Source organism: Paenibacillus sacheonensis, assembly GCF_009909195.1.
Classification (GTDB): Bacteria; Bacillota; Bacilli; order Paenibacillales; family Paenibacillaceae; genus Paenibacillus_Z; species Paenibacillus_Z sacheonensis.
This window is the reverse complement of the sequence record NZ_JAAAMU010000004.1, coordinates 111,653-136,952: the sequence shown is the minus strand read 5'-3', so window position 1 is coordinate 136,952 and position 25,300 is coordinate 111,653. Positions and strand designations below refer to the sequence as shown.

Genomic DNA, 25,300 nt, shown 5'->3' with positions numbered 1-25,300 from the left:
TCACCCTTTCACGTCTGCAAAATAGTCCATATTGATCATGCTGCTTCCCCGCTCCGGCTGCGCGAATGCCGCTTCCGCTACCCGTACCGCTTTGAGCAGCGCCATCGCTTTGTTGACGGTCTCCGTATATTCATTCTCCGGCACGGAGTCCCAAACGATACCCGCGCCGGATTGCACGTACGCTTTGCCGTTCTTGAATATCATCGTCCGAATCGTGATGCACGTGTTCAGGCTCCCGTTAAAGCCGAGATAACCGATCGCGCCGGCATAGGCGCCGCGCGCTTCGTTCTCCAGCTCCGCGATGATTTCCATCGCCCGCAGTTTGGGCGCTCCCGATACGGTGCCCGCCGGCATGCAGGATACGAACGCATCGAAGAAATCCTTATCTTCGCGCAGCTTGCCGGAAACGTTGGACACGATGTGCATGACGTGAGAATAGCGTTCGATTTCCATATACGAATCGCAGCGTACGGAACCGAATTCCGCTACGCGGCCGATATCGTTGCGGCCCAGGTCGACCAGCATGAGATGCTCGGCACGTTCCTTCTCGTCGGCCAGCAGCTCTTTCTCGAGCGCAAGGTCCTGCTCCGGCGTCTTGCCGCGCGGACGCGTACCGGCGATCGGGCGGGTCTCGACGCGCTCGCCATCCACCTTCACGAGCGCTTCCGGCGACGTGCCGACGATGACTTCATCGTCCATTTTCAAACAATACATGTACGGCGACGGGTTCATCGTCCGCAGCACGCGGTAGACGTGAAGCGGATCAACGTCGGTGTCAATGCTGAAACGCTGGGACAGCACCACTTGAAAAATATCGCCGGCGCGAATATATTCCTTCGACTGCTCGACGTTCGCGAGAAATTGTTCTTTCGTCAAGTTAGAGGAAACCTCGCCGAGCTCCGGATCGGAAGGAATGCTGCCGCCCGTCATGAGCGTCGTCGGCGTCGGCTGCTGCAGCCGTTCGATGGTCGCTTCGATCTTGCCGAGCGTTCGTTCGTACGATTCTTGAATGACGGCGTCCGTCGCGGCTTCCGGGATATGAACGTTTCCGATTACCTGTACCTGCTGCTTGAAGTGATCGAACACGATGACTTGGTCGCAGAACATAAACTGCAGATCGTTCATTTGCAAGTCATCGATGCGGTGGGCCGGAAGTTTCTCATAATATTGAAGGAGGTCGTAGCCGAAAAATCCGATCGCCCCTCCCGTAAACGGAGGCAGATCCGCGATTGCCGGACTGCGGTAGGAACGCAGATGCGCCTTCAGCAGTTCGATCGGTTTATCGTGCAGCACCGTTTCTTGTCCGTTCTTTTCAATGACCATCTCGCCGTTCTTGCCGCGGATGAGCATGAACGGGTCCGTGCCGATGAAGGAATAACGAGCCCATTTGACCCCGCCCTCCACGCTTTCGAGCAGGAATGCGCGGCGTTCGCGGTAGAAATGCTGGAAGATGCGGATCGGCGTCTCCGTATCCGCCATCACATGCCTCACGATCGGAATTAGGTTATACGTACCGGCTTGCCGGATAATGCCTTGGAGCTCCTGGTTCATACTGCATCTCTCCCTCTCTAGTGGATAAATAAAAAGCTCCTGCCGCAGCAGGAGCATTATGTGTTAGAAAGATGAAAAATGAGTATGAACGATAAGGGGAAATAGCAGTGCGCAGGGATCTACCGCTGCATACTGTCACAACCTCTTCGCGTTGCAATTAAAACTTCCACTCATCTCGGCTCTGCTCATCTCTTCTAACCTCATACTGCTGCTCGTCTCTTCTCGGCTGCTTCTTCAAACAGCCTTTAACTATAACTCACTATACAATAGCATAATTGCATTCGTCAATCCCGATTGTCCGCCGCGTGCGCAGCGTTATGCCTTCGCCAAATCCGGACGCAGCGCCTTCGCGCCGGCCAGGTACACATGCTCGACCTGCTCCTGCGTCTTCTCCGTATTGACCAGCACCATCAGGCGGATGCATTTGGCTAGACTGCCCTTGACCGGCACTTCAAGCGCGCACATCAGCGGGACTAAGTCCCAGCCGGCCATGGCGCGGATTGCTCTTGCCGGAAAGGTAGCGTCCAAATCGCCGGTCACGGTAACGAATACGCTGGCGATATCGCCAGGCACGATCCCGTTCGCGTTCACGATGCCGTTCAACAATTCAACGGTCGCTTGCAAAATCGGTTGTTCTTCATTGACGTCGACTGTAATGGCGCCGCGTATGCCCCGTACATTCATTCCTAAACGGCCTCCTGTTTCAGTTCTTCCACGATCTCTCTAATGAGCGCGGTCGATACCGATTTATTAATTTCCACTTTACCGATCGCCAGCGGCACGATGAACGTCGTCGTGCCTTCCTGGAATTTCTTGTCGTGCATGAGCGCGCGCATGATCGCATCCGTATCCAGGTGCTCGGGAAGCTTGACCGGCAGTCCCACGCGCGATAGAACGCGTTTCGTTATCCGGTAAACCTCTTCCGGCGCGCCCAACCTAACCGCAAGGCGGGCCGAGCCAACCATGCCGATAGAGATCGCTTCGCCGTGAAGCAGCTCGCCATACCCGGCGACCGCTTCAAGCGCATGGCCGATCGTGTGACCCAGGTTGAGGATGGCGCGAAGATCGTTCTCCCGCTCATCCTGAGAGACGACCGCCGCTTTGACGCTGCAGCCTTTGTATAGCGCATAACCTAATGCTTCGGGTTCCAAAGCCAGCAGCCGCTCGGCATTCTCGTCGCACCAGTCCACGAACGAGGCATCCCAAATCAGCCCGTGCTTGACGACTTCCGACAAACCGGCTTTCACTTCGCGCTCCGGAAGCGTCTGAAGGGTCTTCAGGTCATAGAGGACAAGTTCCGGCTGATGAAAAGCGCCGATGATGTTCTTCGCCATCGGATGGTTGACCGCTACTTTTCCGCCGACGCTGCTGTCATGGGCGAGAATCGTCGTCGGAATTTGAACGAATTTGATGCCGCGCATATAGGAAGCCGCAACAAACCCGGCCAAGTCGCCGACGACGCCGCCTCCCAGCGCCACGATGGCGGATTTGCGGTCGAGCCCGTTCTCCAGCGCCATTCCCACGAGCTTCTCCAGCTGAGCCAGCGACTTGGACGCTTCCCCGGACGGAATGACGGCGCTCGCCATGGCGAATCCTTCGTCACGAAGAACGGTTTCCAGATGAGCCAGATGCTTATCGGCGATATTCGTATCCGTAATGATCATCAAGGGCGATTTCTTGCTGATTCCGTGCTCGGCCAGCCGCTTGCCGGCTTCATCCAGCAGTCCTTCTCCGATATAGATCGGATAAGAACGCTCGCCGAGATCCACGGTCAACTCGCGGACGCCGACCATTAGTAGCTCCTCAATTGCTCGAGATAGTTGTTGTAATTCGTGCGAATCTCTTCCATGGAATCCCCGCCGAACTTCTCGAGGAACGCTTTGGCTACTTCCCAGGCAACGACATGCTCCATAACGACGCTTGCCGCAGGCACCGCGCAGCTGTCGGAACGTTCTACTTGCGCCGTGAACGGCTCTTTCGTATCGATGTCCACGCTTTGAAGCGGCTTGTACAGCGTCGGGATCGGTTTCATGACGCCGCGGACCACGATCTGCTCGCCGTTCGTCATGCCGCCTTCGAAGCCGCCCAAACGGTTCGTCGCGCGATAGTAGCCGCGTTCCTCGCTGTACATGATCTCGTCATGGACTTGGGAACCGCGGATCGTTCCTGCTTCGAAGCCGATGCCGATCTCGCAGCCCTTGAACGCATTGATCGACATGACGGCCTGCGCGATGCGGCCATCCAGCTTGCGATCGTACTGTACGTGGCTGCCGAGTCCGATGGGTACGCCTTCCACGATGCATTCGACGATGCCGCCGATCGAGTCGCCTTCCGCTTTGATTTGATCGATGTAAGCGGTCATTTTCTCTTCGGTTTCTTTGTCCACGACGCGCACGGACGATTCTTCCGTCAGACGGATCAGTTCATCGAGCGGAAGCTGGTTCGCGGGTGCTTCGATCTCGCCGATACGGATCACTTGGCCGCCGACCTTGATGCCGAAAGCGGCCAGAAATTGGCGTGCCACCGCGCCGACCGCGACGCGGGCGGCCGTCTCGCGCGCACTGGACCGCTCCAGCACATTGCGGAGATCCTTCAAATTGTATTTCAAGCCGCCGTTCAAGTCGGCATGGCCTGGACGAGGACGGTTCACGCGGCGCTTCTCTTCGTCGCTGCCCTCGATCGGTTCGATGTTCATGACGGTTGTCCAGTGCTTCCAGTCGTTGTTCGCGACTACAAGCGCGACGGGCGCACCTGTCGTTTTGCCGTGACGGACGCCGCCGACGATGTCCGCCGTATCCTTCTCGATCTGCATCCGGCGGCCGCGTCCATGGCCTTTCTGCCTACGATGCAGCTGGAAATTCAATTCCTCGAAATCAAGCTGCAGGTTGCTCGGCAGACCTTCGATAATAGCCGTCAACTGTGGACCATGTGTTTCTCCTGCTGTTAAATAACGTAAACTCACAGTAAAGCTCCTCCTTCATGTCCGAACACCGTAGGAAGAAATGACCGCCGCCGCGCTCATGGCAGCAGTGCCATTGCCTTCCCTTAAACCTTATGGACTGTCATAGGCACGGAGCCTATTGCCGGTATAAGGTCAAACTATGCTATCGGTTATGTATGTCTGCCTCAAATATCTTTGCTCATTATAGTATAGCGTCAACGGTTTGACAAGAAAATGCAAGCCTTCCGTGAACGTCCCGGCCAAGAAAAAGAAGCTGCCCGAGCCGCCTTCCGGGAAGGCGGTTCGAGCAGCCGCAGCAAGGTTTATTTATCCGTTGACGGATTGTCTGCCGCGCAATAGCGGCGAGTCCGCGGTCAATTGGGGATCGTTCATCAGGCCGTTCATTTGACTCGTATCGATGCCAAGGATTTGAGCGCATTCTTGGACGCTGATAAATCCCCGCTTATACGCCGCGATCACTTTGCGTTTGTCCATGCTGCACCTCCAATGCGTGATGTCCTTCTATGCTCAGTATTGGAGATGCCGGTAGTTCCTATACATACCATGCAAAGGGCCGCTGCGACCACCCTGAAATCCGGTGATGCGGCGGCCCTATGTGCCCATTACAGGCTGCGGCTAAGCTTTGCGGCGATAGAAGAAGGTCTCCGCCGATTCGAATTCGTACTGGGCCGGCGAGAAGATCTGCTCCGTGCTGCCCACGAACAGCAGTCCTCCAGGCTTAAGCGCCTTGGAGAACTTGCGGTATAAGACTTGCTTCGCTTCTTCCGTGAAGTAAATCATCACGTTACGGCAAACGATGATATCGAATCCATCGTCGAACGTATCATGAAGCAAATTCTGCTGCTTGAAGGTAATGATCCGCTTCAGCTTATCCGCAACGGCAACCTCTCCGCTGCCCTGCCGAACGAAGTAATCGGATAAATAATTACGGGGTACGTCGCGAATCGAGCGTTCCTGATAGATACCTTGAGCGGCCTTCTGCAGCACGAGCCCGTCCAAATCCGTCGCGAGAATGGAGACCCTGTCCTGCGCGCCGAGCGCATGCACGATCATCGAAAGCGTATAGGGTTCTTCGCCGGTCGAACAAGCGGCGCTCCATATCTTCACCCGGCCTCCGGCGTTCAGGACATCCGGCAGAAATTTCTTCTCCATCGCTTCCCAACGGCTCGGATTTCGCCAAAACTCGGACACATTGATGGTCATCCGATCCAAAAACTCGTTCATCAGCTTCGAATCCCGGTTCAACTGCTCGTAGTAAGATGCAAACGTATCATAACCGTATTTCTCGCGGAGCGTCGTCAATCGGCGCTTCATCTGCGCTTCCTTGTACTGAGACAGATCGATGGCCGTCTTCTCTTTGATCCGCTCGATAAAGAAGGTGAAATCTTTGTCTTCCAAGTCGGTATCCCCCGCAGCAGACGCTTGGTCGCTAAATAATTAAATCCACTGCCCGATCGATTGGGTGTAATCCATTAACTCGTCGGGGGTGAAGAAAATGCCGATTTCCCTTTTGGCGCTTTCGGGCGAATCGGAACCGTGGATCAAATTGAAATTCGTATGAACCGCATAATCGGAACGAATCGTTCCCGGTGCCGCATCGATCGCGTTCGTCTTGCCGATCATGGCACGCGTTAGCCCGATCACGTTATCCCCCTGCCATACCATGGCAAACACGGGACTTGACGTCACAAATGCTACAAGCGGCGGATAAAAGGGCTGCCCGATATGTTCCGCATAATGGCGCTCTGCGATTTCCGGCGTAATCCGCATGAATTTTGCCGCAACCAGTTTTAATCCTTTGCGTTCAAATCGCGATACGATTTCTCCGATCAACCCGCGCTGCACGCCGTCAGGCTTTACCATTAGAAATGTTCTTTCCATTCGAGTTCCCTCCTAGACGCGTTTAGTAGTTTCGTTTGGCTATGAAATGCGCGATATCCGTCAAATTCTTCTTCGCCGGGATATTCGGCAGATCGCCCAGGGCCGCAATCGCTTTGTCGATGTACCTCGTGGCCATCTCCTCGGCGATGCCTATGCCGGCGCTCTTACGTATGATGTTCAACGCGCGCTTCGTATCTCCTGCACCGTTCGATGCCTGAATCTGTTGAATGTGCTCCTGCAGCTCCACGGCAGAGGCCGTCTCCCGCAGCGCCAGCAGCACGGGAAGCGTGATGTTGCCTTGGCGAATATCGGAGCCCGGCGGCTTGCCGATCTGCTTCTCCGTTCCGAGCAAGTCGAGCAGATCGTCCCGGATCTGGAACGCCATGCCGACATTGTAACCGAAGCGGTACAACCGGTTCGCCGTCTTCCGGTCCGCGCCTCCCGCGATCGCCCCGAGCTGGCAGCTGACCGCGATGAGGAGCGCCGTCTTGCGGCGAATGCGCAGCAGATAATTGCGAACGGTTTGCTTGGTATTGAAGAAATCGCGGATTTGTTCCATTTCGCCGATGCACATCTGCACCATCGCTTTAGCCAAAATCTGATGAATTTCCGGATTCTCGAGCTCCGTCACCATCGCTAGCGCTTTACCGTATATGTAATCCCCCGTGTACATGGCGATCCGATTGTCCCATTTGGACTTCACGGTCAACTGACCCCGCCGCGTTTCCGCGTTATCGATGACGTCGTCATGCACGAGCGAAGCCATGTGAATCAGCTCCAGGGGGACTGCGACCAATTGAAGAACGCTCAGGTCGTAGGTGCCGAACTTGCCGGACAGCAGTACGAATACCGGGCGTATCCGCTTCCCGCCAGCTTTCAGCAAATGCGTCGAAGCATCGCTTAGCAGCGCGTGATCGGTAGTGACGCTGCGCGCCAGCTGCCCTTCGATCGCATCCAAGTCGCTTTTCATTTTGGCGTAAATATCAAGTAGTTTCATTCGTTCTTCACCTTAAGAGCTGCATGGTCCTCGAAGAATCGCATATGCACCTCATGCGGCAGCAATCCCAGCTGATGCGCATAGTCGAAGTACAGCGACAGGCCCGCCTGCTCGTCCGATCCGAAATTGTAGTGTAGCTCATGAAAATAACGATGCCAATATGAAGGTTCTCCGCCCAGCTGGGCACACGCTTTGGCGATCAAAGGATTCAAATCGCGCAGACTTCGCTCTTTGCTTTCCGTTAAAGCATGCAGGACATCGGACACGGCTTCGGGATCGCGTTCGGCGACTTCCCTGCGGACCGCGACCAAAGCGAACGTCATCCCGTAACCGGTCCAGCTGCGCCATAATTCGCCTAGATCGATGACGGCAAGTCCCTTATGCCGATTGGCCCACGATGCATGAATCGCCGTGTCTCCAATCAGCAGCGCCGCGTCCGCTTCGGCAAGCATGTCATCCAGGGAAGGCTCCATCGTGACATAGGAAGGCTCGGCTTGATAATAGAGCTTCATCAGAATCTTCAGTAGATTGACGGAAGTGGCAGATGTCGTCGTCATCGCGATTCGCCCTCTCAGCACCTGATCAAGCGGCTTTTTCATAAACAGAAGAATGGAATTGACGCGGCCCTTCGCACTTACGGACAAATCCGGGAGCACCAAATAGTTATCGGCGTTCTCCGCATAGGCGAACGAAGACATCGACGTGATGTCGATCTCGCCTTGCCTCAGCGCCCGGTTAAGGGCGGCCGGCACGCGCTTCTCGATGCGAAACCGGTCCTCCGGCAGCTGCTGCTCCGCATAATGAAAAATAGGCCAAACATTCGCATAGTCAATGCGGCCGACCGTAATCGGGCGATTAGTTCCCATGCTGTTCATCTCCCCATCTTCTGTACAAATCATGCTCCAGCGGAAGCTGATCAAGCACTTTCCCTACCATGAAATCGACCATGTCTGCCATGCTCTGCGGGCCGTAATAAAAAGCCGGCATGGCCGGGACGATTCGGACCCCCAGCCTGGCAAGCGTAAGCATGTTCTCCAGGTGAATCGCATGCAGCGGCGTTTCTCTCGGAACGATAAGCAGCTTGCGCCCTTCCTTCAGCATAACATCCGCGGCCCGCGTCATCAAATCGTCGGAAATGCCGTGCGCGATCGACGCCAGCGTCCCCATCGAGCAAGGCATGATGATCATGCCCTCCACGCGGAATGAGCCGCTTGCGATCGAAGCGCCGATATCGCCGTTGGGATGCAGCGTCAGCCTGTTCTGCGCCAGCGCTTCTTCGAAATGACCAGCAAGCGCGGCCTGGCGCTTCGTTACCTCCCAGCCGAGCTCTTCCTTCAGCACTCGCCAGCCGGCGTCCGTCACGACAAGATGAACATCCATGCCGCTGCCCAGCAGGCTTTCGATCAACCGAACGCCATACGCGGAACCGCTCGCTCCCGTAATGCCGACGACCCAGCGCCTGCGCGCCGCGCCGATTGATTCCCCTACCATTCGTGCAGCACCACCAGATCAAGCAGCGTGAAGGCAAACAAGGTGATGCTCAACGCGCCGTTCATCGTGAAGAATGCCGTCTGCACCCGGCTGATATCGTTCGGCTTCACGAGCAGATGCTGGTAACCGAGAAATCCGACCGAAGCGATGGCGCCGATCAAATAAAGCCAGCTCAAATCCGTCATCCAATATAGCGATATGAAGCCGATTGCGGTCAGCAAGTGGAACACGCGCGCGATGCGAAGACCGCCCGCAAGCCCGAACCGGGCCGGAATGGAATGCACCCGTTCGCGGCGGTCGAACTCGAAATCCTGGCACGCATATATGGTGTCGAAGCCCGCAAGCCAGAAGACGACGGAACCGTACAATACCCATGCCGCGGCATTCAGATGTCCCGTGACGGCGATCCAGCCGCCGAGCGGAGCAAGACCGATCGTAATGCCGAGCACGACATGGCAAAGCCAAGTGAAACGTTTCGAGTAGGAATAAAGAACGAGGAAGAAGACGGCGACCGGCATCAGCATCATGCAGATCGGGTCCAACTGCGAAGCCGCGATAAACAGCACGACAAAGGACACCGCAATGAACACGACGACTTCGCCGGCTTTCAGCAGCCCTGCCGGAATCGCCCGTTTCGCGGTGCGCGGATTCTTGGCGTCCATGACGCGGTCGATAACCCGGTTCAAGCCCATGGCGGCGCTGCGCGCGCCGATCATCGCAAGCAGAATCCATCCGATCTCCGCCCAGTCCGGCAGCCGCTGCTCCTGCATGACGGCGCCGATCATCGCGCCCATAAACGCGAACGGCAGCGCAAAAACCGTATGTTCTACTTTGATCATTTCTAAGATAATGCGAGTTTTGCGTATCATTTTTTGTCCGTTCCCTTCGTCCCCGTGTGTAAAGCCGCGACGCCTCCGAACAGCGGATAAGCATGCACGTTACGAAGACCGATTTCACGGAACTTTTCTGCCAGCTGATTGGAATCCGGGAATGCCTTCAGCGACTCCGGAAGCCACTTGTACTGCTCGTACTTGCCGAACAGCTTGCCCAACGTCGGCATGATCCGCTCGAAGTACAAGTAATAAATCGCTTTGAACGGCTGCCACATGGGCTTGGACGTTTCCAGGCAGACGACCTGTCCGCCCGGCTTCACTACGCGCATCATCTCGCGTAAAACCTGTTCCAGATCCGGAACGTTCCGCAACCCGAAGCCGATAGTCGCGAAATCAAACCGGTTGTCCTCGAAAGGCAGCGCCATTGCATTGCCTTGATGCAGGGAAATCTGCTGATCGAGCCCTTCCCGGTGTACCTTCTGCTTGCCGACTTCCAGCATGTTATGGCTGAAGTCCAGTCCGACGACTTCGCCGGTCTTGCTTGCCCGCGCCAGGGCAATCGTCCAATCGCAAGTGCCGCAGCATAGATCGATCGCCGTTTGGCCCGGCTGCATGTTCATTTTGCGCATCGTGAACGCACGCCATGCCTTGTGCCTGCGAAAACTGATCAGGTCGTTCATTAAGTCGTATTTCGGTGCTATGCTTTCAAATACGTCATGCACATATTCTTCTTTCGATTTGGATTGCAAGATCTGTCACCTTACCTTCTGTCGTTGAGGGCGGAAGCCGCCGGGAGGAGCGGACGCAGGAACGTCTCTCCGATCTGTTGCAGTTCGCGCATAAGCTTCTCGGAATCCAGACGCGCAGCGATGGCTTGCACTTGGGATACGGACTGGCTGATCTTCGCGGACAGCTGGCCGCGAATGTCGTAGGCCGACAGCAGCGCGGCAGCGAACGAAGGCTCCAACGGCTTCCCTTCCAACTTGCGCTTCTCTTCGTCCGTCCCAACGCCAAGCACATGCCAATACCCCCAGCTGTGACTGAAACGTTCCGGCTTGTCGCTGCGAATCAGCTCGTCCATGAGGACCTCGCAACGGCCGAGTCCCTGAAGCAGTTCCGTCCAGATGCGCGTCATCTTCTCGTCCATGATTTCCGTGAATACCGTGAAGAGCTCCGTTTTCAACTGAACGCACTGATTCAAGTAATCCTCGGCGTTCAGCTTCAGCTGTTTCATTCTCATGTAAAAATTAACTTTCAGTTTGTTGACTTCGCAAACGCCGTTGCTGATCCGCTTGATCATGCCCACTTGCCCCGCCTGCGCAAGCAGCTGGTAGAAGCGGCTGCTGTAATAATCGCCAGCGAGGATCTTCAGCTGCCGCGAACGCATTTCCTTCTCGGCAAGGCGTCCCGATTCGTCGATCATGTCATGGGTATCCATGCCTAGCTGTACAAGCGAAACGACCAACGCGTAGAGCTCGCTGTGAAGCAGCGGCGTACGTTGATTCGATAGAAAAGCAAAGAGCAGCCGGGCCCGCGCGTCGGGGAAATCCGGCAACTCTGTATGGGCTTGAATCATATCGTACTCCACGTACTTTTTAGCGATCTCGGGGATTCTGTATGGTTTCATTGGCCTAGCCTCCGGACAGTTCAGCTTTTGAAGAAACGGGACACCGTCATGCACCCGCGGAGCGGTTTCTTCCCCCAAATAGTTAAGCAAAGATCGATCGGAAGCAATCGGACTTTCTTATATTTCAAGGTTAGCTGCTTTATAATCTCAATAATTATAGCACTATGTTTGACGTTTCGCTACAACGGAGAGGCGGACAAACGCAAGCGCTGACGCCATATTTCCTCTTGAAAAGGCTTCGCGGCGCCTAAGTTTGACAGTTCTGTGGCCAACCAGGCATCGCTCCGCCTGACGTCGACCGCGGCCAGCATTCGAACGTCGCTGCGCACGTCTTCCGCTTGCGGCTGCAGCGGCGCAACGAACCTGACGAGCACACGGTTTACGTTATCCGTACGGACGAATGCGAACTCGAACAGCCGGCGCAGATCGTCCATCCATCTGTCTACAGCATTCCCATATTCCTCATTCGATAAATCCACGCTCAGCACGGACCCGTTCCATGCTACCTTCTTCACCTTCAAAGTCAAATTCAAACCGAGCATGGAATCGACGACCGTATCCGAGCTAAGCCGCTTGATGGGAACGGGATGGAAGACGGCTACGTCGCGCGCCCCCTCGTTCATCCGATCGTTCGCGAGCGGCAGCACGGTAATGAGCAGCGTGACGGCAAGCGTGATGGTGCTGGCATAGAGAAGCCCTTTCCAATGCGGCATGAAGCATCCTTCTTTCGCGCACAGAATGTCCTGCTTCTCTTAGTGTACAAACTAAAAAAGCAGGCTATGCCTGCTTTTCATTCAACCTCCGTATCGATGGTCCCGTATTTCGTCATTACGGTCGCTTTGCCGCGGATTTTGATGGCCGACGTATGATCCGTAAATTGACAGATGAGCAATTCGCCTTTATCGAGCTTCTCGGTGTGATGGAACTTCGTATCCTGTCCGCGCGTCAAGCCAATGACCTGTACGCCCTGCGCTTTGGCTTTCACGATTATGTATTCACCATTCTGGTCCATCATGTGCGATGCCCTCCTCATGAGATCGAAATCGGATTGTTCGACCAGCACGCCGCTTCGGGTAAAGCATCACGTCGTCCTGATATTTAAAAAACTGCCCCCCGAAATTCCTTTATCGAGATAGCAGCCGTAAAATGCTAGAACTGGTCGGGTGTACCGGATTTGAACTGGCGACCTCTACCACCCCAAGGTAGCGCTCTACCAAGCTGAGCTAACACCCGACATGCGATATACAACTGCAGCAGCCGGAACCGCAAACAAAAGTCTACTGGAATTGCTTACGGTTGTCAATAGAGGCAAACCCAGTGCAACAAGCGGCCGTCAATCGAAAAACGCCCGGATGCGAGTCGCATCCGGACGTTATCAAACGGCAATGCCGCTTCTTATTTGGAGACCAAATCTTTCAGCGATTTACCAGCTTTGAAAGACGGGATCTTGCTGGCCGGGATGTCGATCTCTTCGCCCGTTTGCGGGTTGCGGCCCTTGCGCGCCTCGCGGCTTTTCACCTCGAAGTTACCGAAGCCCACCAATTGTACTTTATCGCCGCCTTGCAGCGAGTCGGAGATGGCATCAAATACGGCATCAACCGCTTTGGAAGCATCTTTCTTGGAAAGGTCAGTCAATTCGGCTACTTTCGCAATCAGTTCCGTTTTGTTCATTTCTTTCACCTCCCCTGACGGCAGTTAAAAGGCACATCAATATCATTCTGTGTTACCGAAACCCCGGAATTTATACCTGACGGCTCCGGTGAGAAGAAATTCCGGTATGTGCAATTCCTGCATACTGAACCTAGAACAGATTTATAGTAATACAGTTGGCTATACGATTTCAAGAGGGAGGATGCGTTTTCGCAGAAGAATCGCTGTTTTTCAACGCTTTTTTCCCTATTTGGCGATAGTTGGGCACAATTTATCCATCCTTTGGGTGCGAGGATTCCGATAAATATAAAAAGAGGCACGCGGATGCGTGCCTCTTGCGTATCTCTGCGGCCGTTACAGAATAATCGCGATCAGGCCGCCGGAGCCCTCGTTGATGATCCTGCCCAGCGTTTCCTGCAGCTTGTAACGGGCATTGTCCGGCATCATGGCGATTTTGCCTTGGATGCCTTCCCTTACGATGGAATGAAGCGAGCGGCCGAAAATATCGGATTCCCAGATCTTGATGGGGTCGTTCTCGAAATCCTGCATTAAGTATCGGACGAGCTCCTCGCTTTGCTTCTCCGTGCCGATGATCGGCGCGAATTCGGACTCGACGTCGACGCGGATCATGTGGATGGACGGAGCCGTCGCTTTCAGGCGGACGCCGAAGCGCGACCCTTGGCGGATGAGCTCCGGCTCGTCGAGCGCCATTTCCGCGAGGGAAGGCGCGGCGATGCCGTAGCCGGTCGTCTTGACCATTTCCAGCGCTTCCGCGAACCGGTCGTATTCCCGCTTCGCGTGGGAGAAGTCCTGCATGAGCTGAAGGAGGTGATCCTTGCCGCGGATCTCGACGCCGACCACTTCCATCAGGATTTGGTCGTACAGTTCATCCGGCGCGTAGAGATCGATCTCCGCCACGCCCTGCCCCATGTTCATGCCGCTGAGGCCGGCCCTTGCGATAAACTCGTATTCCATGAACTGCGATACGACCCGGTCGACGTCGCGCAGACGGCGGATATCCTTCACCGTGTCGCGGACGGAGTTCTCGTAGTTGCTCCGCAGCCAGTGATTGTCGTTCAACACCATGACCCAGCTCGGAAGATTGACGTTCACCTCGTGTACTGGGAACTCGTAGAGCACCTCGCGCAGCACGGACATGACTTCTTCCTCGCCCATCGTTGCGACGCTGAGCGTGATGACCGGAATATCGTATTTCGCCTGCAGCTCGCTGCGCAGCTGAAGCGCCTCTTCGCTCTTAGGACGCGTAGAGTTGACGATCAGCACGAACGGCTTGCCGACCTCCTTCAGCTCGCTTACGACGCGTTCCTCGGCTTCAACGTACGAACTGCGGGGTATTTCGGCGATCGTGCCGTCGGTCGTGACGACGACGCCGAGCGTAGAATGCTCCTGGATGACTTTGCGCGTGCCGATCTCGGCTGCTTCTTGAAACGGGATCGGCTCTTCGAACCACGGGGTCGTAATCATGCGCGGGCCGTTTTCGTCCTCGTAGCCTTTCGCGCCAACGACGGCGTATCCGACGCAGTCAACCAGTCTGATGTTAACGTCAAGCCCCTCGGCTACGCGCAGCTGCACCGCTTGATTCGGCACGAACTTCGGCTCCGTGGTCATGATCGTTTTGCCTGCAGCGCTCTGAGGCAGTTCATCGATAGCTCTCACCCGATCGGCATCGTTCGTGATGTTCGGCAGCACAACCGTCTCCATGAACCGCTTGATGAAGGTTGATTTGCCCGTGCGGACTGCACCAACGACGCCGAGGTAAATATCCCCGCCGGTTCGTTCGGCAATGTCCTTGAAAATGTCCACTTTCTCCACTGAATATCCCCTCCCAATCGTATTTCGCCTGTACATGGACGTACCGTAACTGCTGCTTTCCTCCTGCTGCGTGTCGTCAGGTTTCGCCGCTACCCGCCTGCCGCGAGACATGCAAGCGACGCAACTCGTACATGATTTTGGACTAGTAATAGCTTATTGCGTTTGTCTCATGTTTATGACGACCGGAGAGAGGAAATCTTTCGATTTCCAAGAGAGCTTCGTTCCATTACGCCTTCCAAGATTGAGATATATGAGAGAAAGGGCCCCGCTATGCCTGAACGATAAAAAAACTCCTGCCATGGGCAGGAGCTTGATGAGCGATATTCAATGCCGGAATTATTTCAGAACGGCTTGCGGGTCTCCATTCACGAGCCTGTAGGCCGGGGATTTGACGGGAACGAAATCCGAGGCGTCGACCAGCAGCGAACGCAGATCGGCGTTGGGATCCAGCTCATTCCCGCTCGGCAGCTTGCTCTTCTGCTGCATGATGTCCGGCCCGTAGTCCAAGTAGACTTTGCCCGTCGGATCCATCATGGCCGTCAGCAGGCTGCCCGTGAAGACGCTGCGCAGCTCCGGCTCCTTGACGTCCAAGGCATCGTAATCGATCGCCGTAAACGACGGATACATCTCCTTGCCGGCCGGCAATTTGCCGTTATGCGTATCCGAATATGCCTTCACCGAAGCTTCGAGATCGTTCATTTTCTGATAGACCACGAGATTCATCAGCTTAACGGTAGGATCCTTCTCTTCGTTGATTACGAGATAATAGTAGCTTCCGCCTTTCTCGTAAGCAGACTCGGGAATCGTCGACACGTAATTCATTCGCTGCAGCTTATCGAAATCGACCTTGAATTTCTCGTAAACCGGCGTATCCGCCTCGCTGTTCTGAATCGGAAGAAGTCCCGTGTCCTTCTGAAATTGATCGATGACCGTTTGTACGGTTAGAATCGCGTCTTTCGGCGGCTTCTGGAATTGTCCCATCTGGTCCTTCGGATACAGACATCCGGACAGCAGTGCTGCCATGAAAACCAGCACAATAACTGCAGCCGCGCTTCTAAAGCCTTTCATGATACGATTATCCTCCTAGGCTGCATAGGCAAGCCGTTCCGCGTCAGCGAAACGACCGGCCTACCATAATTCATCTTCTTCCGCTTGGCGCATCATCTGTTTGCGGACAGCGGCGCGATACGGATCTTCGGGCACCTCGACGACGGCCCGGCCGAATATTCGCGCTTGGCAGGCGAGCCTGGTGCCCGAGCGGTCCAGCCCCGCCAGCTTGCGGCGTTCGTTATCGTTCAGCGGCGACAGCCCAGCGGAGCTGTGGGGCATGGTCACCTTGCACATGAGACATGACGCCTTGCCGTCACAGCGCGTGCGGATCGGAACGCCGGCTCTTCTCGCGGCATCCAGCACGGTCGTCCCTGCGCGCACCACGGCGCTGCGTCCGGAAGGAAGAAACGTTATTTCCACATTCACGGGAACCCCTGCTTCCATCGTTCATCTAGTTTACCGTCAACCATTGCGCTGCTTGTTCCTGCAAGGCTGCGGAGAAGCGATTCCGTTCGGCGATCAGCCTCACGGCATCTAGGTGAAGCTCGCGCTCCTCGCGAATGCGGCGGCCGATGGGTTCCGTCCGGTCCGGCCTTGCCCGCAGCACATTGAACCAAAGCTCATGCGCCAGCGGCACGACGCCGACGGCATAAGCGCCGGCCTCGACGGTGAGCTTAAGCGGCTCCAGCACAGCCTCGACTTCAACGGCATACCGGTCCGGGCCCGATTCGACGACAAATCCGCCGACAAGCTCGACTTGTACGCCATGGATGTCATAATGGCTGAGCAGCGAGCGATAAATCGGGCTGACGCTCAGCCCTTGATCGTCGACCGCGTACGAAGCAAGCGCCGCATGAATCGTTCGGGCAGCTTCGTCATCCGCATAAATATCCAAGTCACGCGGAGGCGCGGACAATTCAAGCCCTCGCAGCAGCAGACCCGTACTGCCGCCTACCAGCCATTTCGCCCCGCTGGGCGAAACGGCGGCCGCTATGCGTTCCAGCGCGCGATTCAGCTGATCCGGTATCGGCATCGATGCATGCCCCTTCATCAGAAATAAGGCCGGTTGGCAGCTTTTATGCTGCCTGCGCCGGGCTTCATGATGGCTTGGCAGGCCAATCGGTAGCCTTCATCGAATTCCTCGGGTTCCATCCGGTCCCATTCCTCGTCCGTGACTTCCTCCAAAAACTCCGCGCCTTCTTCAATCAGACAGCGGCATCTCGCGCATGTTCCTCGCGTGCAAGAGAATGCCCAGTCCAAGTTATGCTTGATCGCCGCATCCAGCAGGGACAAGCCCGCTTCCGCTTCAACCGTTATGCTTTTCGTGCGGCTTTTCAGTTCCAGCATCGGTCTCTCGTCCTTTCTCCATTCAATGTTCGCAGGGTACCTTTACATGATGGAGATGAGTCCGAGAAATCCGCCGATTACAAGAAACACGAACGCGGTCAATGACAACGCGAGCCGCAAAAAACCTTTGGTCTTGAATCGTGCCAGCGAGATCAAAACGGCCGCCAGCGCCATCAAGCCGATGCCCACGAAGGACACCCACATCTTCATCATTGGATCCATGCCGACTTCTACCACCTTGTACATCCGATATTCGTTTTATTATACACTAGTGTCGATTATTGGGCTACTTTTGCACCGTATCTATCGGCCTGCAAGAGGCTGTGAAGGAAGCACGCGGCCAAGCCAGCGTTCGTCCATTTCCGCCGCGGGCAACATACAAGGAAGCAGTCGGCGATCAAGACGCGAGACACCGACCTATGCTTCCTTATATTTAGAAAAAGACTCCCGGATAACGCGATCTGACATTGCATCAGCAATGCCGGTCGCCTTAGGCGGAAGTCGTTCCCGTTACTTCTTAAGCATCATCTTCAGCAGCATTTCCATGTTGTTCATATTCATGCCGCTTTTTTTGACGGCGCCAACGATATCGTTGATCGTTTTCTCCGTAACGGGCACCTTCGCCATTGCGGAGACGGATTGAATCAGCTTGCGAAGCTCATCTTCGTCCTGCATCGTATTTTGATTCACGCCGCTTGCAAGCTTTTTAACCGCAGTCTCGGATACCGGCTTGCCGGTTTTTTTGTTGACGGCGTTCAGAACGTCCTTGGATAAATCCTTATTGCCGCTCATCGTTTCCCTCCTCCGCCCTTTGACGGCGTCACATGTACTACAGCCACCTTTAAAGGGGCTGCTAGCAGTTTATGAAAGAGGGCCAATGTTGGTGCGGGCCAGGATGCACGAGGCGAGCCGTACAATCCATGCGAAAGAGAACTCGCAGGGGTTCGACCAGCCTAAATGTCGGCGATTTCTTCCGTTTCGTGCGTACGGCCTCTGCCCATGAGCGATTCTACCGCGCTCCGAGGCGATTTCTGCTGGAACAGCACTTGATACAGCTGCTCCGTGATCGGCATCTCGACGTCGAACTGCCGGGAAAGCTCGCGCGCGGCGCTCGTCGTCCGCACGCCTTCGACGACCATCCCCATCCGGTCCAGCACCGCATCCAGAGAAAGTCCTTCGGCCAGCATGGCGCCCGCACGCCAGTTGCGGCTGTGCTTACTGGTGCACGTCACGACGAGGTCTCCGACCCCGGCAAGGCCCGCAAACGTCAACGGATTGGCGCCCATGGCGTTGCCCAGCCGGCTGATCTCCGCAAGCCCTCGCGTCAGCAGCGCCGCTTTGGCGTTGTCGCCGAAGCCAAGCCCGTCTGTCAGGCCTGCTCCAAGCGCGATAATGTTCTTGATCGCACCGGCCACCTCGACGCCCACGACGTCTTTATTGGTATATACCCGAAAATAATTCGTAATGAACGCGTCCTGCGCCCGTTCAGCGGACTCCATGCTGGACGAAGCGACGACGACGGTCGTGGGCAGCTTACGAACGACCTCTTCGGCATGGCTCGGTCCGGACAAGACGACAAGCCGCTCCGCTCCGATGACCAGTTCTTCGGCAAGCACGGTCGTCATTCGTTTGAACGTGCCCGATTCAAAGCCTTTCGTTGCATGCACGACGATCGCTTCTTCATGCAGGTAAGGAGCAGCTTGCTTGGCCACGTCGCGCATAGCGGCGGAAGGCGCCACGAACAACAGCAATTCAGCTCCGCGAACGGCTTGTTCCATATCCGTCGTCGCGACAATTCGTTCGGGCAGAACCGCTTCATTCAAATACCGGCTATTCGTGCGAAGCCTATTGATTTCCTCGACCTGCGCTTCGTTTCGTGACCACAGAGCAACATCGAAGCCGTTATCGGCGAGCACGGCAGCCAGCGCGGTTCCCCAGCTGCCGGCCACGAGCACGGCCGCTTTACGTTTGTTCATGTAACGTGCCTCCTTACCCTTTTCTGGCGCCAAGTTTATTCTCTTTCCCTTGTACCAGTTTCACGATATTCGTCCGATGGCGAATGAATGCCAGCAGGCAGATGACAAGTGCCGCCCATACGTAAGAAGGCGGCTTATCTCCGAAATTCCAAATGAAAATCGGCACCAGCAGCGCGAAGATCAAAGAGCCGAGCGAGACGAAACGCGTAACGGCAATCGATATGATGGCTATCACGCCTGCGATCAGCGTCGGAACGATGGCCAATGAAGCCATGACGCCGACGGTGGTCGCGATGCCTTTACCGCCTTTGAAGCCAAACCATACCGGCCAGTTATGTCCGGCAATCGCCGCTAAACCGCATAACACCGGTCCCCAGTCGCCGCCGGCTGCATAAATGCCCAAGATGACCGCAACGATCCCCTTAGCGATATCCAGTAAAAATACCGTGATGCCGGGTCCTTTGCCAAGCACGCGCATCGTATTCGTCGCTCCGGCGTTGCCGCTTCCGAAATTACGAATGTCGATCCCCTTGACCCATTTGGCAATCAAAATGCTGAATGAAATCGAACCTAATAAATAACTGATGAGAACTGTAAGCACGGTGACCACGTTTCGCTCGCCTCTTTCGAATAAGTCATATCCCGGACAGCCGCCGCAGCTAGGAGTCGGACCAGTCCGCTTGTGTTGACAGGGAAACTGGTGCCCTCTAAGCAAGGGCACCAGCTTCGCTTCCGAAGACTTTGCTCCGTGCGCTGAATGCGCGACTGGGCTTAGTCTTCGTCTGATTTTTTACGGGTAAAGATACGAACCGGCGTCCCTTCGAATTGGAACGCGGCGCGGATTTTGTTCTCCAGGTAGCGTTCATACGAGAAATGCATCATGTCGGGATCGTTCGCGAACAACACGATCGTTGGCGGTTTTACCGCTACCTGAGTTGCATAGTTAATGCGCAGCCGTTTGCCTTTGTCGGACGGCGGAGGGTTAATCGCAATCGCATCCGAGACCACGTCGTTCAGCAGATGAGTCGGAATGCGCATCGCGTGCTGTTCCGACACATTAACGACGACCGGCAGAAGCTTATGAAGACGCGATTTGGTCAATGCCGAGAGGAATATGACCGGTGCATACGTCATGAACAGGAAATGATCTCTGATTTTCTGTTCGAACTGATGCATCGTCTTGTCGTCTTTCTCGACGACGTCCCACTTGTTAACGACGAAGATCGCCGCTTTGCCCGCTTCATGCGCGTAACCGGCAATGTGCTTGTCCTGCTCGATGATGCCTTCCTCGCCATTAATGAGCACGAGCACGACGTCGGCGCGTTCGATCGCCTTCAGCGCACGCATGACGCTGTATTTCTCCGTCGTTTCGTACACCTTGCCGCGTTTTCGCATACCGGCCGTATCGATCAGCACGTACTTTTGTCCGTCCCGTTCGAACGGCGTATCGATCGCGTCCCGCGTCGTACCGGCTACGTTGCTGACGATGACGCGTTCTTCGCCGAGCAGCGCATTCACGAGCGAGGACTTCCCTACGTTCGGACGGCCGATGAGCGCAACGCGGATCACGTCGTCGTCGTACTGCTCTTCCTCGATCTCGGGCAGCTTCTCGACGGCTGCATCCAGCAAATCGCCGACTCCCATGCCGTGAGCGCCGGAAATGGCGATTGGATCGCCGAAGCCGAGATTGTAAAACTCGTAAATATCGTCCCTGCGGTTCAGGTTGTCGACCTTGTTGACCGCGACGACGATCGGTTTGCGCGAACGAAGCAGCATTTGGGCAACTTCGTCATCCGCGTGGGTTAGTCCGGCCTTGGCGTCGACCATGAAAATAATGACATCGGCTTCTTCGACGGCCAATTCAGCCTGCATCCGGACGGATTTCATGATCTCGTCCTCGCCGTCGATTTCGATGCCACCAGTATCCACGATACTGAAAGCCCGGCCGTTCCATTCCCCGGTACCGTACAGTCGGTCCCGCGTAACGCCTGGCTTGTCTTCTACGATTGCCAACCGGTCGCCGATGACGCGGTTAAAGATCGTAGACTTACCCACGTTTGGCCGCCCAACGATGGCGATAATGGGTTTAGACATAGTTTCACTCCTCAATATAGAAACGGCTTTGCGCCGTTTTAATAAGCGGGACTTGATAGATCCCTGACATGCTTAGACGAACCATGAAGGGGCTTGCTCCACACTCACGCCTACCATCATAGCAAAAAACAGCGGGATTGGCTAACTTTTCATTCTTGGCGGTGGTCGACGAGAATGAAGCTTCCGTTTTTCATGTCGTGCGCAATCGCATCCAATATTTTTTCGAGGAGGAATGCTGTCGATTCGCGTTTCTCCGTGTCGGGTTCGACGAATATCGGGGCTCCGCCGCCCACGCGCTCATGCGCATTCGTTACGATCGCCACGATTTTAGCCATGCTGTTTCCCCTCTCCCTTATTGACGCTAGCTTCGGTCGGCATTCTAACGGCGGATTCAAGAATCGGGACCTTCAAGACGACGGCCCTCGCCTTCGCAGCATCTTGTTCCTGCGGGATCAGAAAAATAGCCAGCCTGCCATCCTTCATATCCAGCTTGGCCATCGGAACGAGCGCCGGTTCGCCATCATCGCGATAAACGCCGAGTATCGTAGACAGATCGAAGAGAATCGCCTGCCGCTGACCCAAATTGCTGAGCGTCGCTTTCCCGTTCGGGTTGAACGGCGACAGGATAATCCCGAGTCCCCGCTCGGCGATGATCTGTTGGTTCGACGATAAGCCGATGTTCATGATATAAATATCGCCGACATAGATATCGGGGCCGTCTTGCACGACTTCGGCAATCTCGGCTTTCGCGATATGCGATATCGACTTGCCGGACTTGAGCGAATTGACGAGCACCAACGCTAACACGCCCATGATAAGGCCAAACGGCAGGCCGAGCGCCAAAGAGGCCAAGCTTGTCAGCAGCGACGTTAAGATGACTAGATAATTACGGCCTTCGAATACCATCGCGATCCCTTCAATATACGTCGATCCTCGAGACACAAGCTCCATGCTGTCGATTTTGGATAACGTCTGGCGCTCCATGTTCCGCACATCTCGGAATTGCTGCGCGGCAAGCGTAAGAAACGTGATGGCCGTGAAGTCTTTCTTATATAATGCGGGGATCGCCACGGCCCCCAGCGCGGCTGCGATGACGCCAAGCGAGATGTGAATGATGCGCCCATGCGGGTAGGTAGGATATTGGCGGTAGTCGGTTCGAAGCATCATTAATCGGGAACCTAGTCCAAATGCCACGCCGAGCATAATCCCGTATAGTACATGATGAGGCTCGCCTGCCTTCAAGTGCGCCCATAGATGATCCCACATAACTACGACCTTCCTCCCTCTTCGCCCGAACGTCTTTCGACAAATCCGAGTGTCCGTTCTTTGACCCATATCTTGAAGCTGCTCATTATTCTCGCAGCCGTCAGCGCAATCGCAATTCCATCCCACCATGCCAGCGTGCCGATCAACAGCGGCGAAGAGGGGGCGGCCGGTCCCAAATACCGACTGCTCAGCGCGATGAATCCGCTAAGGACAACAATCGTCATATGCGATCTGAAGCGATCGGCGAGGAGACCTGCAAATAGTCCCGCGAGTACGGGCCCGTCCCAGCGCGGATGAATGATGACGAATACGGGATCCATCGCATAAATGTAGCTCATCCATGTCCACATAAATCCGGTCAGCAGTGCGGAAAACAATACGAAGAGCATGCTGCCCGGCTGACGAATGGAAAACAATAGCACGATGGCCGTTCCGAGGATGAACACCGCGCTCCCGGTCGCCGCGATATCATCCATGAGAGATAACCGGATGAATTGAAGCGCGCAGGCAACGGCGAGAAACGTACCGATGACGCGAATCGGCAATCTGTCCGCGACGGCCTGTTCCCATCCCGTAAAATAAAGAATCGCCGCCATCGTCATCAGCCACAGCGCTATGAAACCATCATTCATGTCTTCTCCCCCCTATATTGCCCTTATTATGCGCCTTAGCCCATTCCCCTTATCCCCGCCATCCGCTTCGTCTTGCGTTTTGAACACATAAAAAAGCCGTTTATTCGCGGAGACCCGCGACATAAACGGCTTTACTATTTCTATGATTCCTTGTGGGAATCGATTATTTCAATTTGCTCAGCTTGTCGCCGAAGCGCTCAGCCAGCGTGAAGCTCATGCTCTCGTTGCTGAGGCTTACGTTCGGATTGTTCAGCTCGACTTTAGGACCGCGGGATCCACGATCTCCGCGCTCGCCGCGTTCGCTGCGTTCTCTTTCAGGACGAGCCGGTTGCTCCGGAGCTTCTTCCGTTTCTTTGATGCTCAGGCTAACGCGTTTCTCGGCCGGGTTGAAGTCAAGAATTTTCGCTTGTACTTCTTGGCCTTCTTGAACGACTTCGTTAGGCGTCGCAACGTGGCGGTGAGCCAGCTGCGAGATATGAACAAGACCTTCTACGCCCGGAGCGATTTCAACGAATACGCCGAAGCTAACGATACGGCGAACCGTACCCGTTACGATGTCGCCCACGTTGAAGCTGCCTGTCGCGCTTTCCCAAGGACCTGGTTGAGCCGCTTTGATGCTGAGGCTGATTTTGCCGGCAGCCGGATCGACTTTCAATACTTTCACCCGAACCGCTTGGCCTTCAGCTACGACATCCTTCGGATGCGCAACATGCTGCCAGGACAATTCGGACACGTGAACAAGACCATCGATGCCGCCGATATCCACGAACGCGCCGAATGGCGTCAAGCGTTGAACCGTACCGTCGATTTCTTGGCCGATTTGCAGGTTGCCGATGATCGATTGTTTGTTTTGTTCAAACTCTTGATCCAGCACTTCTTTCGCGGACAAGATGACTTTATTGTTTTCGCGGTCGATTTCTTTCACTTTTACGCGGATCTTGCGGCCCTTGTAATCGCTGAAATCTTCTACGAAATGACGCTCGACCATGGAGGCGGGGATGAATCCGCGCACGCCGATGTCAGCAACCAAACCGCCTTTAACGACGTCGGCTACCGTAACTTCCAGAACTTCGCCGGCTTCGAATTGGCTTTGTAGGACATCCCATGCTTTCTCGTTGTCGATCGCTTTTTTCGAAAGAACGAGTTTTGCTTTCTCGTCATCGATGCTGACGACTTTCAATTGCACTTCTTGACCCACTTGCACGGCTTCAGCCGCGTTCTCGAGTTGAACCGAGGAAAGTTCACGAAGTGGAATAACGCCGTCATATTTATATCCAAGGCTAACAGTCGCTTGGTTATCTTCGATTTTGACGATCGTACCATTCACGATGTCCCCTTTTTTCAAGGACACGAAATTATCCAAAGCATCCTGGCTGATTACTTCCGCCGCTGCGGATTCTTGAACTTTTGTTTCTTCTGACATTTGAAATAACCTCCTCAATTCATACCCCAACTTTATTTAAACGTGAAGCCGCCTGTTGAATCACCGGGGGCGGGCCCACCGTTTAAAACATGAATAACGTGTAAATGATTACCCTTCCTTCACCATCCTGCGAATATTGGCCATGATGGTTTCCGTCACTCTCTCCAGCACATCGGATGAAGAATCTTGAATGAAGTCCGATAAATCAATGGGCTTGCCATACTTGATGCGCATCTTGCTGAAGATTTTGTACTTTCCGATAATCGCGACCGGAATTACCGTAGCGCCGCTTCTCAGCGCGATCATCGCTGCACCCTTCTTGCCAGCGCTGTCACCGGCTGATCTGGAACCTTCCGGGAAGATTCCCATCACCTTGCCTTCTTTCAGCAGGTTGATTGCCGTGCGAATGGCCTCTTTGCTGACGCCTCCGCGTTTGACCGGGAATGCGCCGAGCGAACGGATGAACGGGCCGAACAGCGGGACGTTGAACAACTCCGCTTTGGCCATGTAATGAACCTTGCGGTCCACTTTAGTGCCGACGGTCGTCGGATCAAGCAGGCTGAGATGATTGGAACAGAGTACGACAGGACCTGAAGACGGAATGTTCTCCAAGCCGCTCGCTTCAAAGCGGAATAGGAAGGCGTAAATGATGCGCAGCAGACTGCGGCAAATGCCGTATAGCATAGT

General features: G+C 55.1%; 31 protein-coding genes and 1 tRNA gene. All 32 read right to left on the bottom strand.

Translation table 11 applies throughout. From position 1 onward, the window contains the following. A complete protein-coding gene (gene trpE, locus GT003_RS08645; protein ID WP_161696526.1) occupies positions 1-1,551 on the bottom strand; it encodes an anthranilate synthase component I in 1,551 nt (516 codons plus the stop codon). Positions 1,552-1,866: 315 nt separating this feature from the next. Continuing rightward, complete coding sequence (aroH, locus tag GT003_RS08640) at positions 1,867-2,235, bottom strand: chorismate mutase (protein WP_161696524.1); 369 nt, start codon at positions 2,233-2,235, stop codon at positions 1,867-1,869. Between the two features lie 2 nt (positions 2,236-2,237). Next, entirely contained in the window at positions 2,238-3,344 is a 1,107-nt protein-coding gene (gene aroB, locus GT003_RS08635) for a 3-dehydroquinate synthase (RefSeq protein ID WP_161696522.1), read from the bottom strand. Beyond that, positions 3,344-4,513: a chorismate synthase gene (gene aroC, locus GT003_RS08630; protein WP_161696520.1), complete on the bottom strand. Its 1,170-nt coding sequence runs from the start codon at positions 4,511-4,513 to the stop codon at positions 3,344-3,346. Before aroC ends, aroB begins: the two co-directional genes overlap by 1 nt. A gap of 306 nt (positions 4,514-4,819) precedes the next feature. Further along, complete coding sequence (locus GT003_RS32120; RefSeq protein WP_170312169.1) at positions 4,820-4,987, bottom strand: hypothetical protein; 168 nt, start codon at positions 4,985-4,987, stop codon at positions 4,820-4,822. Between the two features lie 141 nt (positions 4,988-5,128). Continuing rightward, positions 5,129-5,911 (bottom strand): CheR family methyltransferase, encoded by a 783-nt coding sequence (locus tag GT003_RS08625; RefSeq protein ID WP_161696518.1) that lies wholly within the window; start codon positions 5,909-5,911, stop codon positions 5,129-5,131. 39 nt (positions 5,912-5,950) lie between these two features. Next, complete coding sequence (gene ndk, locus GT003_RS08620) at positions 5,951-6,394, bottom strand: nucleoside-diphosphate kinase (protein ID WP_161696516.1); 444 nt, start codon at positions 6,392-6,394, stop codon at positions 5,951-5,953. Between the two features lie 22 nt (positions 6,395-6,416). Further along, complete coding sequence (locus GT003_RS08615; RefSeq protein WP_161696513.1) at positions 6,417-7,391, bottom strand: polyprenyl synthetase family protein; 975 nt, start codon at positions 7,389-7,391, stop codon at positions 6,417-6,419. Beyond that, complete coding sequence (locus GT003_RS08610) at positions 7,388-8,257, bottom strand: menaquinone biosynthesis protein (RefSeq protein ID WP_161696511.1); 870 nt, start codon at positions 8,255-8,257, stop codon at positions 7,388-7,390. Before GT003_RS08610 ends, GT003_RS08615 begins: the two co-directional genes overlap by 4 nt. Then, positions 8,247-8,882, bottom strand: a complete 636-nt coding sequence (locus tag GT003_RS08605) for a UbiX family flavin prenyltransferase (RefSeq protein WP_170312168.1) — start codon at positions 8,880-8,882, stop codon at positions 8,247-8,249. Before GT003_RS08605 ends, GT003_RS08610 begins: the two co-directional genes overlap by 11 nt. Then, the gene (locus GT003_RS08600; protein ID WP_161696509.1) at positions 8,876-9,751 is read right to left on the bottom strand and encodes a UbiA-like polyprenyltransferase; all 876 of its coding nucleotides are present in this window, start codon (positions 9,749-9,751) and stop codon (positions 8,876-8,878) included. Before GT003_RS08600 ends, GT003_RS08605 begins: the two co-directional genes overlap by 7 nt. Next, on the bottom strand, positions 9,748-10,464 hold the full coding sequence (locus tag GT003_RS08595) for a demethylmenaquinone methyltransferase (RefSeq protein WP_161696507.1): 717 nt from the start codon (positions 10,462-10,464) through the stop codon (positions 9,748-9,750). Before GT003_RS08595 ends, GT003_RS08600 begins: the two co-directional genes overlap by 4 nt. 11 nt (positions 10,465-10,475) lie before the next feature. Then, complete coding sequence (locus GT003_RS08590) at positions 10,476-11,342, bottom strand: heptaprenyl diphosphate synthase component 1 (protein ID WP_161696504.1); 867 nt, start codon at positions 11,340-11,342, stop codon at positions 10,476-10,478. 179 nt (positions 11,343-11,521) lie between these two features. Continuing rightward, positions 11,522-12,055, bottom strand: a complete 534-nt coding sequence (locus tag GT003_RS08585) for a hypothetical protein (RefSeq protein ID WP_161696502.1) — start codon at positions 12,053-12,055, stop codon at positions 11,522-11,524. Positions 12,056-12,132: 77 nt separating this feature from the next. Beyond that, on the bottom strand, positions 12,133-12,354 hold the full coding sequence (gene mtrB / locus GT003_RS08580) for a trp RNA-binding attenuation protein MtrB (RefSeq protein ID WP_161697276.1): 222 nt from the start codon (positions 12,352-12,354) through the stop codon (positions 12,133-12,135). A gap of 144 nt (positions 12,355-12,498) precedes the next feature. Then, positions 12,499-12,575 (bottom strand) — tRNA-Pro (locus tag GT003_RS08575). A 162-nt stretch (positions 12,576-12,737) separates the two neighbouring features. After that, the gene (locus GT003_RS08570) at positions 12,738-13,013 is read right to left on the bottom strand and encodes an HU family DNA-binding protein (protein ID WP_090976740.1); all 276 of its coding nucleotides are present in this window, start codon (positions 13,011-13,013) and stop codon (positions 12,738-12,740) included. Positions 13,014-13,346: 333 nt separating this feature from the next. After that, positions 13,347-14,825 (bottom strand): stage IV sporulation protein A, encoded by a 1,479-nt coding sequence (gene spoIVA / locus GT003_RS08565; protein ID WP_161696500.1) that lies wholly within the window; start codon positions 14,823-14,825, stop codon positions 13,347-13,349. Between the two features lie 336 nt (positions 14,826-15,161). Beyond that, a complete protein-coding gene (locus GT003_RS08560) occupies positions 15,162-15,893 on the bottom strand; it encodes a hypothetical protein (RefSeq protein WP_161696498.1) in 732 nt (243 codons plus the stop codon). 60 nt (positions 15,894-15,953) lie between these two features. Beyond that, positions 15,954-16,301, bottom strand: coding sequence for a 2Fe-2S iron-sulfur cluster-binding protein (locus tag GT003_RS08555; protein WP_161696496.1), 348 nt, complete (start codon positions 16,299-16,301; stop codon positions 15,954-15,956). 25 nt (positions 16,302-16,326) lie between these two features. Further along, a complete protein-coding gene (locus GT003_RS08550; RefSeq protein ID WP_161696494.1) occupies positions 16,327-16,908 on the bottom strand; it encodes a nucleotidyltransferase family protein in 582 nt (193 codons plus the stop codon). Positions 16,909-16,925: 17 nt separating this feature from the next. Further along, positions 16,926-17,222: a 2Fe-2S iron-sulfur cluster-binding protein gene (locus tag GT003_RS08545; RefSeq protein ID WP_161696492.1), complete on the bottom strand. Its 297-nt coding sequence runs from the start codon at positions 17,220-17,222 to the stop codon at positions 16,926-16,928. Positions 17,223-17,264: 42 nt separating this feature from the next. Next, on the bottom strand, positions 17,265-17,444 hold the full coding sequence (locus tag GT003_RS08540) for a DUF2768 family protein (protein WP_161696490.1): 180 nt from the start codon (positions 17,442-17,444) through the stop codon (positions 17,265-17,267). Positions 17,445-17,732: 288 nt separating this feature from the next. Beyond that, complete coding sequence (locus tag GT003_RS08535; protein ID WP_161696488.1) at positions 17,733-18,014, bottom strand: stage VI sporulation protein F; 282 nt, start codon at positions 18,012-18,014, stop codon at positions 17,733-17,735. Between the two features lie 161 nt (positions 18,015-18,175). Continuing rightward, positions 18,176-19,198 carry an NAD(P)H-dependent glycerol-3-phosphate dehydrogenase gene (locus GT003_RS08530; RefSeq protein WP_161696486.1) on the bottom strand — a complete coding sequence of 341 codons (1,023 nt, stop codon included), beginning with the start codon at positions 19,196-19,198 and terminating at the stop codon, positions 18,176-18,178. 13 nt (positions 19,199-19,211) lie between these two features. After that, complete coding sequence (plsY, locus tag GT003_RS08525; protein WP_161696484.1) at positions 19,212-19,808, bottom strand: glycerol-3-phosphate 1-O-acyltransferase PlsY; 597 nt, start codon at positions 19,806-19,808, stop codon at positions 19,212-19,214. A gap of 161 nt (positions 19,809-19,969) precedes the next feature. Further along, positions 19,970-21,292, bottom strand: coding sequence for a ribosome biogenesis GTPase Der (der, locus tag GT003_RS08520; protein WP_161696482.1), 1,323 nt, complete (start codon positions 21,290-21,292; stop codon positions 19,970-19,972). Between the two features lie 149 nt (positions 21,293-21,441). Further along, positions 21,442-21,627 carry a capping complex subunit for YIEGIA gene (locus GT003_RS08515; protein ID WP_161696480.1) on the bottom strand — a complete coding sequence of 62 codons (186 nt, stop codon included), beginning with the start codon at positions 21,625-21,627 and terminating at the stop codon, positions 21,442-21,444. Next, a complete protein-coding gene (locus tag GT003_RS08510) occupies positions 21,620-22,558 on the bottom strand; it encodes a YIEGIA family protein (RefSeq protein ID WP_161696478.1) in 939 nt (312 codons plus the stop codon). Before GT003_RS08510 ends, GT003_RS08515 begins: the two co-directional genes overlap by 8 nt. A 2-nt stretch (positions 22,559-22,560) precedes the next feature. Beyond that, a complete protein-coding gene (locus GT003_RS08505; RefSeq protein ID WP_161696476.1) occupies positions 22,561-23,190 on the bottom strand; it encodes a YphA family membrane protein in 630 nt (209 codons plus the stop codon). A 163-nt stretch (positions 23,191-23,353) separates the two neighbouring features. Beyond that, positions 23,354-24,613 carry a 30S ribosomal protein S1 gene (rpsA, locus tag GT003_RS08500; RefSeq protein WP_161696474.1) on the bottom strand — a complete coding sequence of 420 codons (1,260 nt, stop codon included), beginning with the start codon at positions 24,611-24,613 and terminating at the stop codon, positions 23,354-23,356. A 108-nt stretch (positions 24,614-24,721) separates the two neighbouring features. Beyond that, on the bottom strand, positions 24,722-25,297 hold the full coding sequence (locus tag GT003_RS08495; protein ID WP_161696472.1) for a lysophospholipid acyltransferase family protein: 576 nt from the start codon (positions 25,295-25,297) through the stop codon (positions 24,722-24,724). Positions 25,298-25,300: the final 3 nt, after the last annotated feature.

Excerpts from the sequence above, each read along its gene's own strand:
- trpE (WP_161696526.1), bottom strand. The coding sequence starts at position 1,551 with ATGAACCAGGAGCTCCAAGGCATTATCCGGCAAGCCGGTACGTATAAC.
- aroH (WP_161696524.1), bottom strand. The coding sequence starts at position 2,235 with ATGAATGTACGGGGCATACGCGGCGCCATTACAGTCGACGTCAATGAA.
- aroB (WP_161696522.1), bottom strand. The coding sequence starts at position 3,344 with ATGGTCGGCGTCCGCGAGTTGACCGTGGATCTCGGCGAGCGTTCTTAT.
- GT003_RS32120 (WP_170312169.1), bottom strand. The coding sequence starts at position 4,987 with ATGGACAAACGCAAAGTGATCGCGGCGTATAAGCGGGGATTTATCAGC.
- ndk (WP_161696516.1), bottom strand. The coding sequence starts at position 6,394 with ATGGAAAGAACATTTCTAATGGTAAAGCCTGACGGCGTGCAGCGCGGG.
- GT003_RS08615 (WP_161696513.1), bottom strand. The coding sequence starts at position 7,391 with ATGAAACTACTTGATATTTACGCCAAAATGAAAAGCGACTTGGATGCG.
- GT003_RS08610 (WP_161696511.1), bottom strand. The coding sequence starts at position 8,257 with ATGGGAACTAATCGCCCGATTACGGTCGGCCGCATTGACTATGCGAAT.
- GT003_RS08605 (WP_170312168.1), bottom strand. The coding sequence starts at position 8,882 with ATGGTAGGGGAATCAATCGGCGCGGCGCGCAGGCGCTGGGTCGTCGGC.
- GT003_RS08600 (WP_161696509.1), bottom strand. The coding sequence starts at position 9,751 with ATGATACGCAAAACTCGCATTATCTTAGAAATGATCAAAGTAGAACAT.
- GT003_RS08590 (WP_161696504.1), bottom strand. The coding sequence starts at position 11,342 with ATGAAACCATACAGAATCCCCGAGATCGCTAAAAAGTACGTGGAGTAC.
- GT003_RS08585 (WP_161696502.1), bottom strand. The coding sequence starts at position 12,055 with ATGCCGCATTGGAAAGGGCTTCTCTATGCCAGCACCATCACGCTTGCC.
- mtrB (WP_161697276.1), bottom strand. The coding sequence starts at position 12,354 with ATGGACCAGAATGGTGAATACATAATCGTGAAAGCCAAAGCGCAGGGC.
- GT003_RS08570 (WP_090976740.1), bottom strand. The coding sequence starts at position 13,013 with ATGAACAAAACGGAACTGATTGCGAAAGTAGCCGAATTGACTGACCTT.
- GT003_RS08560 (WP_161696498.1), bottom strand. The coding sequence starts at position 15,893 with ATGAAAGGCTTTAGAAGCGCGGCTGCAGTTATTGTGCTGGTTTTCATG.
- GT003_RS08550 (WP_161696494.1), bottom strand. The coding sequence starts at position 16,908 with ATGCCGATACCGGATCAGCTGAATCGCGCGCTGGAACGCATAGCGGCC.
- GT003_RS08545 (WP_161696492.1), bottom strand. The coding sequence starts at position 17,222 with ATGCTGGAACTGAAAAGCCGCACGAAAAGCATAACGGTTGAAGCGGAA.
- GT003_RS08540 (WP_161696490.1), bottom strand. The coding sequence starts at position 17,444 with ATGGATCCAATGATGAAGATGTGGGTGTCCTTCGTGGGCATCGGCTTG.
- GT003_RS08535 (WP_161696488.1), bottom strand. The coding sequence starts at position 18,014 with ATGAGCGGCAATAAGGATTTATCCAAGGACGTTCTGAACGCCGTCAAC.
- GT003_RS08530 (WP_161696486.1), bottom strand. The coding sequence starts at position 19,198 with ATGAACAAACGTAAAGCGGCCGTGCTCGTGGCCGGCAGCTGGGGAACC.
- der (WP_161696482.1), bottom strand. The coding sequence starts at position 21,292 with ATGTCTAAACCCATTATCGCCATCGTTGGGCGGCCAAACGTGGGTAAG.
- GT003_RS08515 (WP_161696480.1), bottom strand. The coding sequence starts at position 21,627 with ATGGCTAAAATCGTGGCGATCGTAACGAATGCGCATGAGCGCGTGGGC.
- GT003_RS08510 (WP_161696478.1), bottom strand. The coding sequence starts at position 22,558 with ATGTGGGATCATCTATGGGCGCACTTGAAGGCAGGCGAGCCTCATCAT.
- GT003_RS08505 (WP_161696476.1), bottom strand. The coding sequence starts at position 23,190 with ATGAATGATGGTTTCATAGCGCTGTGGCTGATGACGATGGCGGCGATT.
- rpsA (WP_161696474.1), bottom strand. The coding sequence starts at position 24,613 with ATGTCAGAAGAAACAAAAGTTCAAGAATCCGCAGCGGCGGAAGTAATC.
- GT003_RS08495 (WP_161696472.1), bottom strand. The coding sequence starts at position 25,297 with ATGCTATACGGCATTTGCCGCAGTCTGCTGCGCATCATTTACGCCTTC.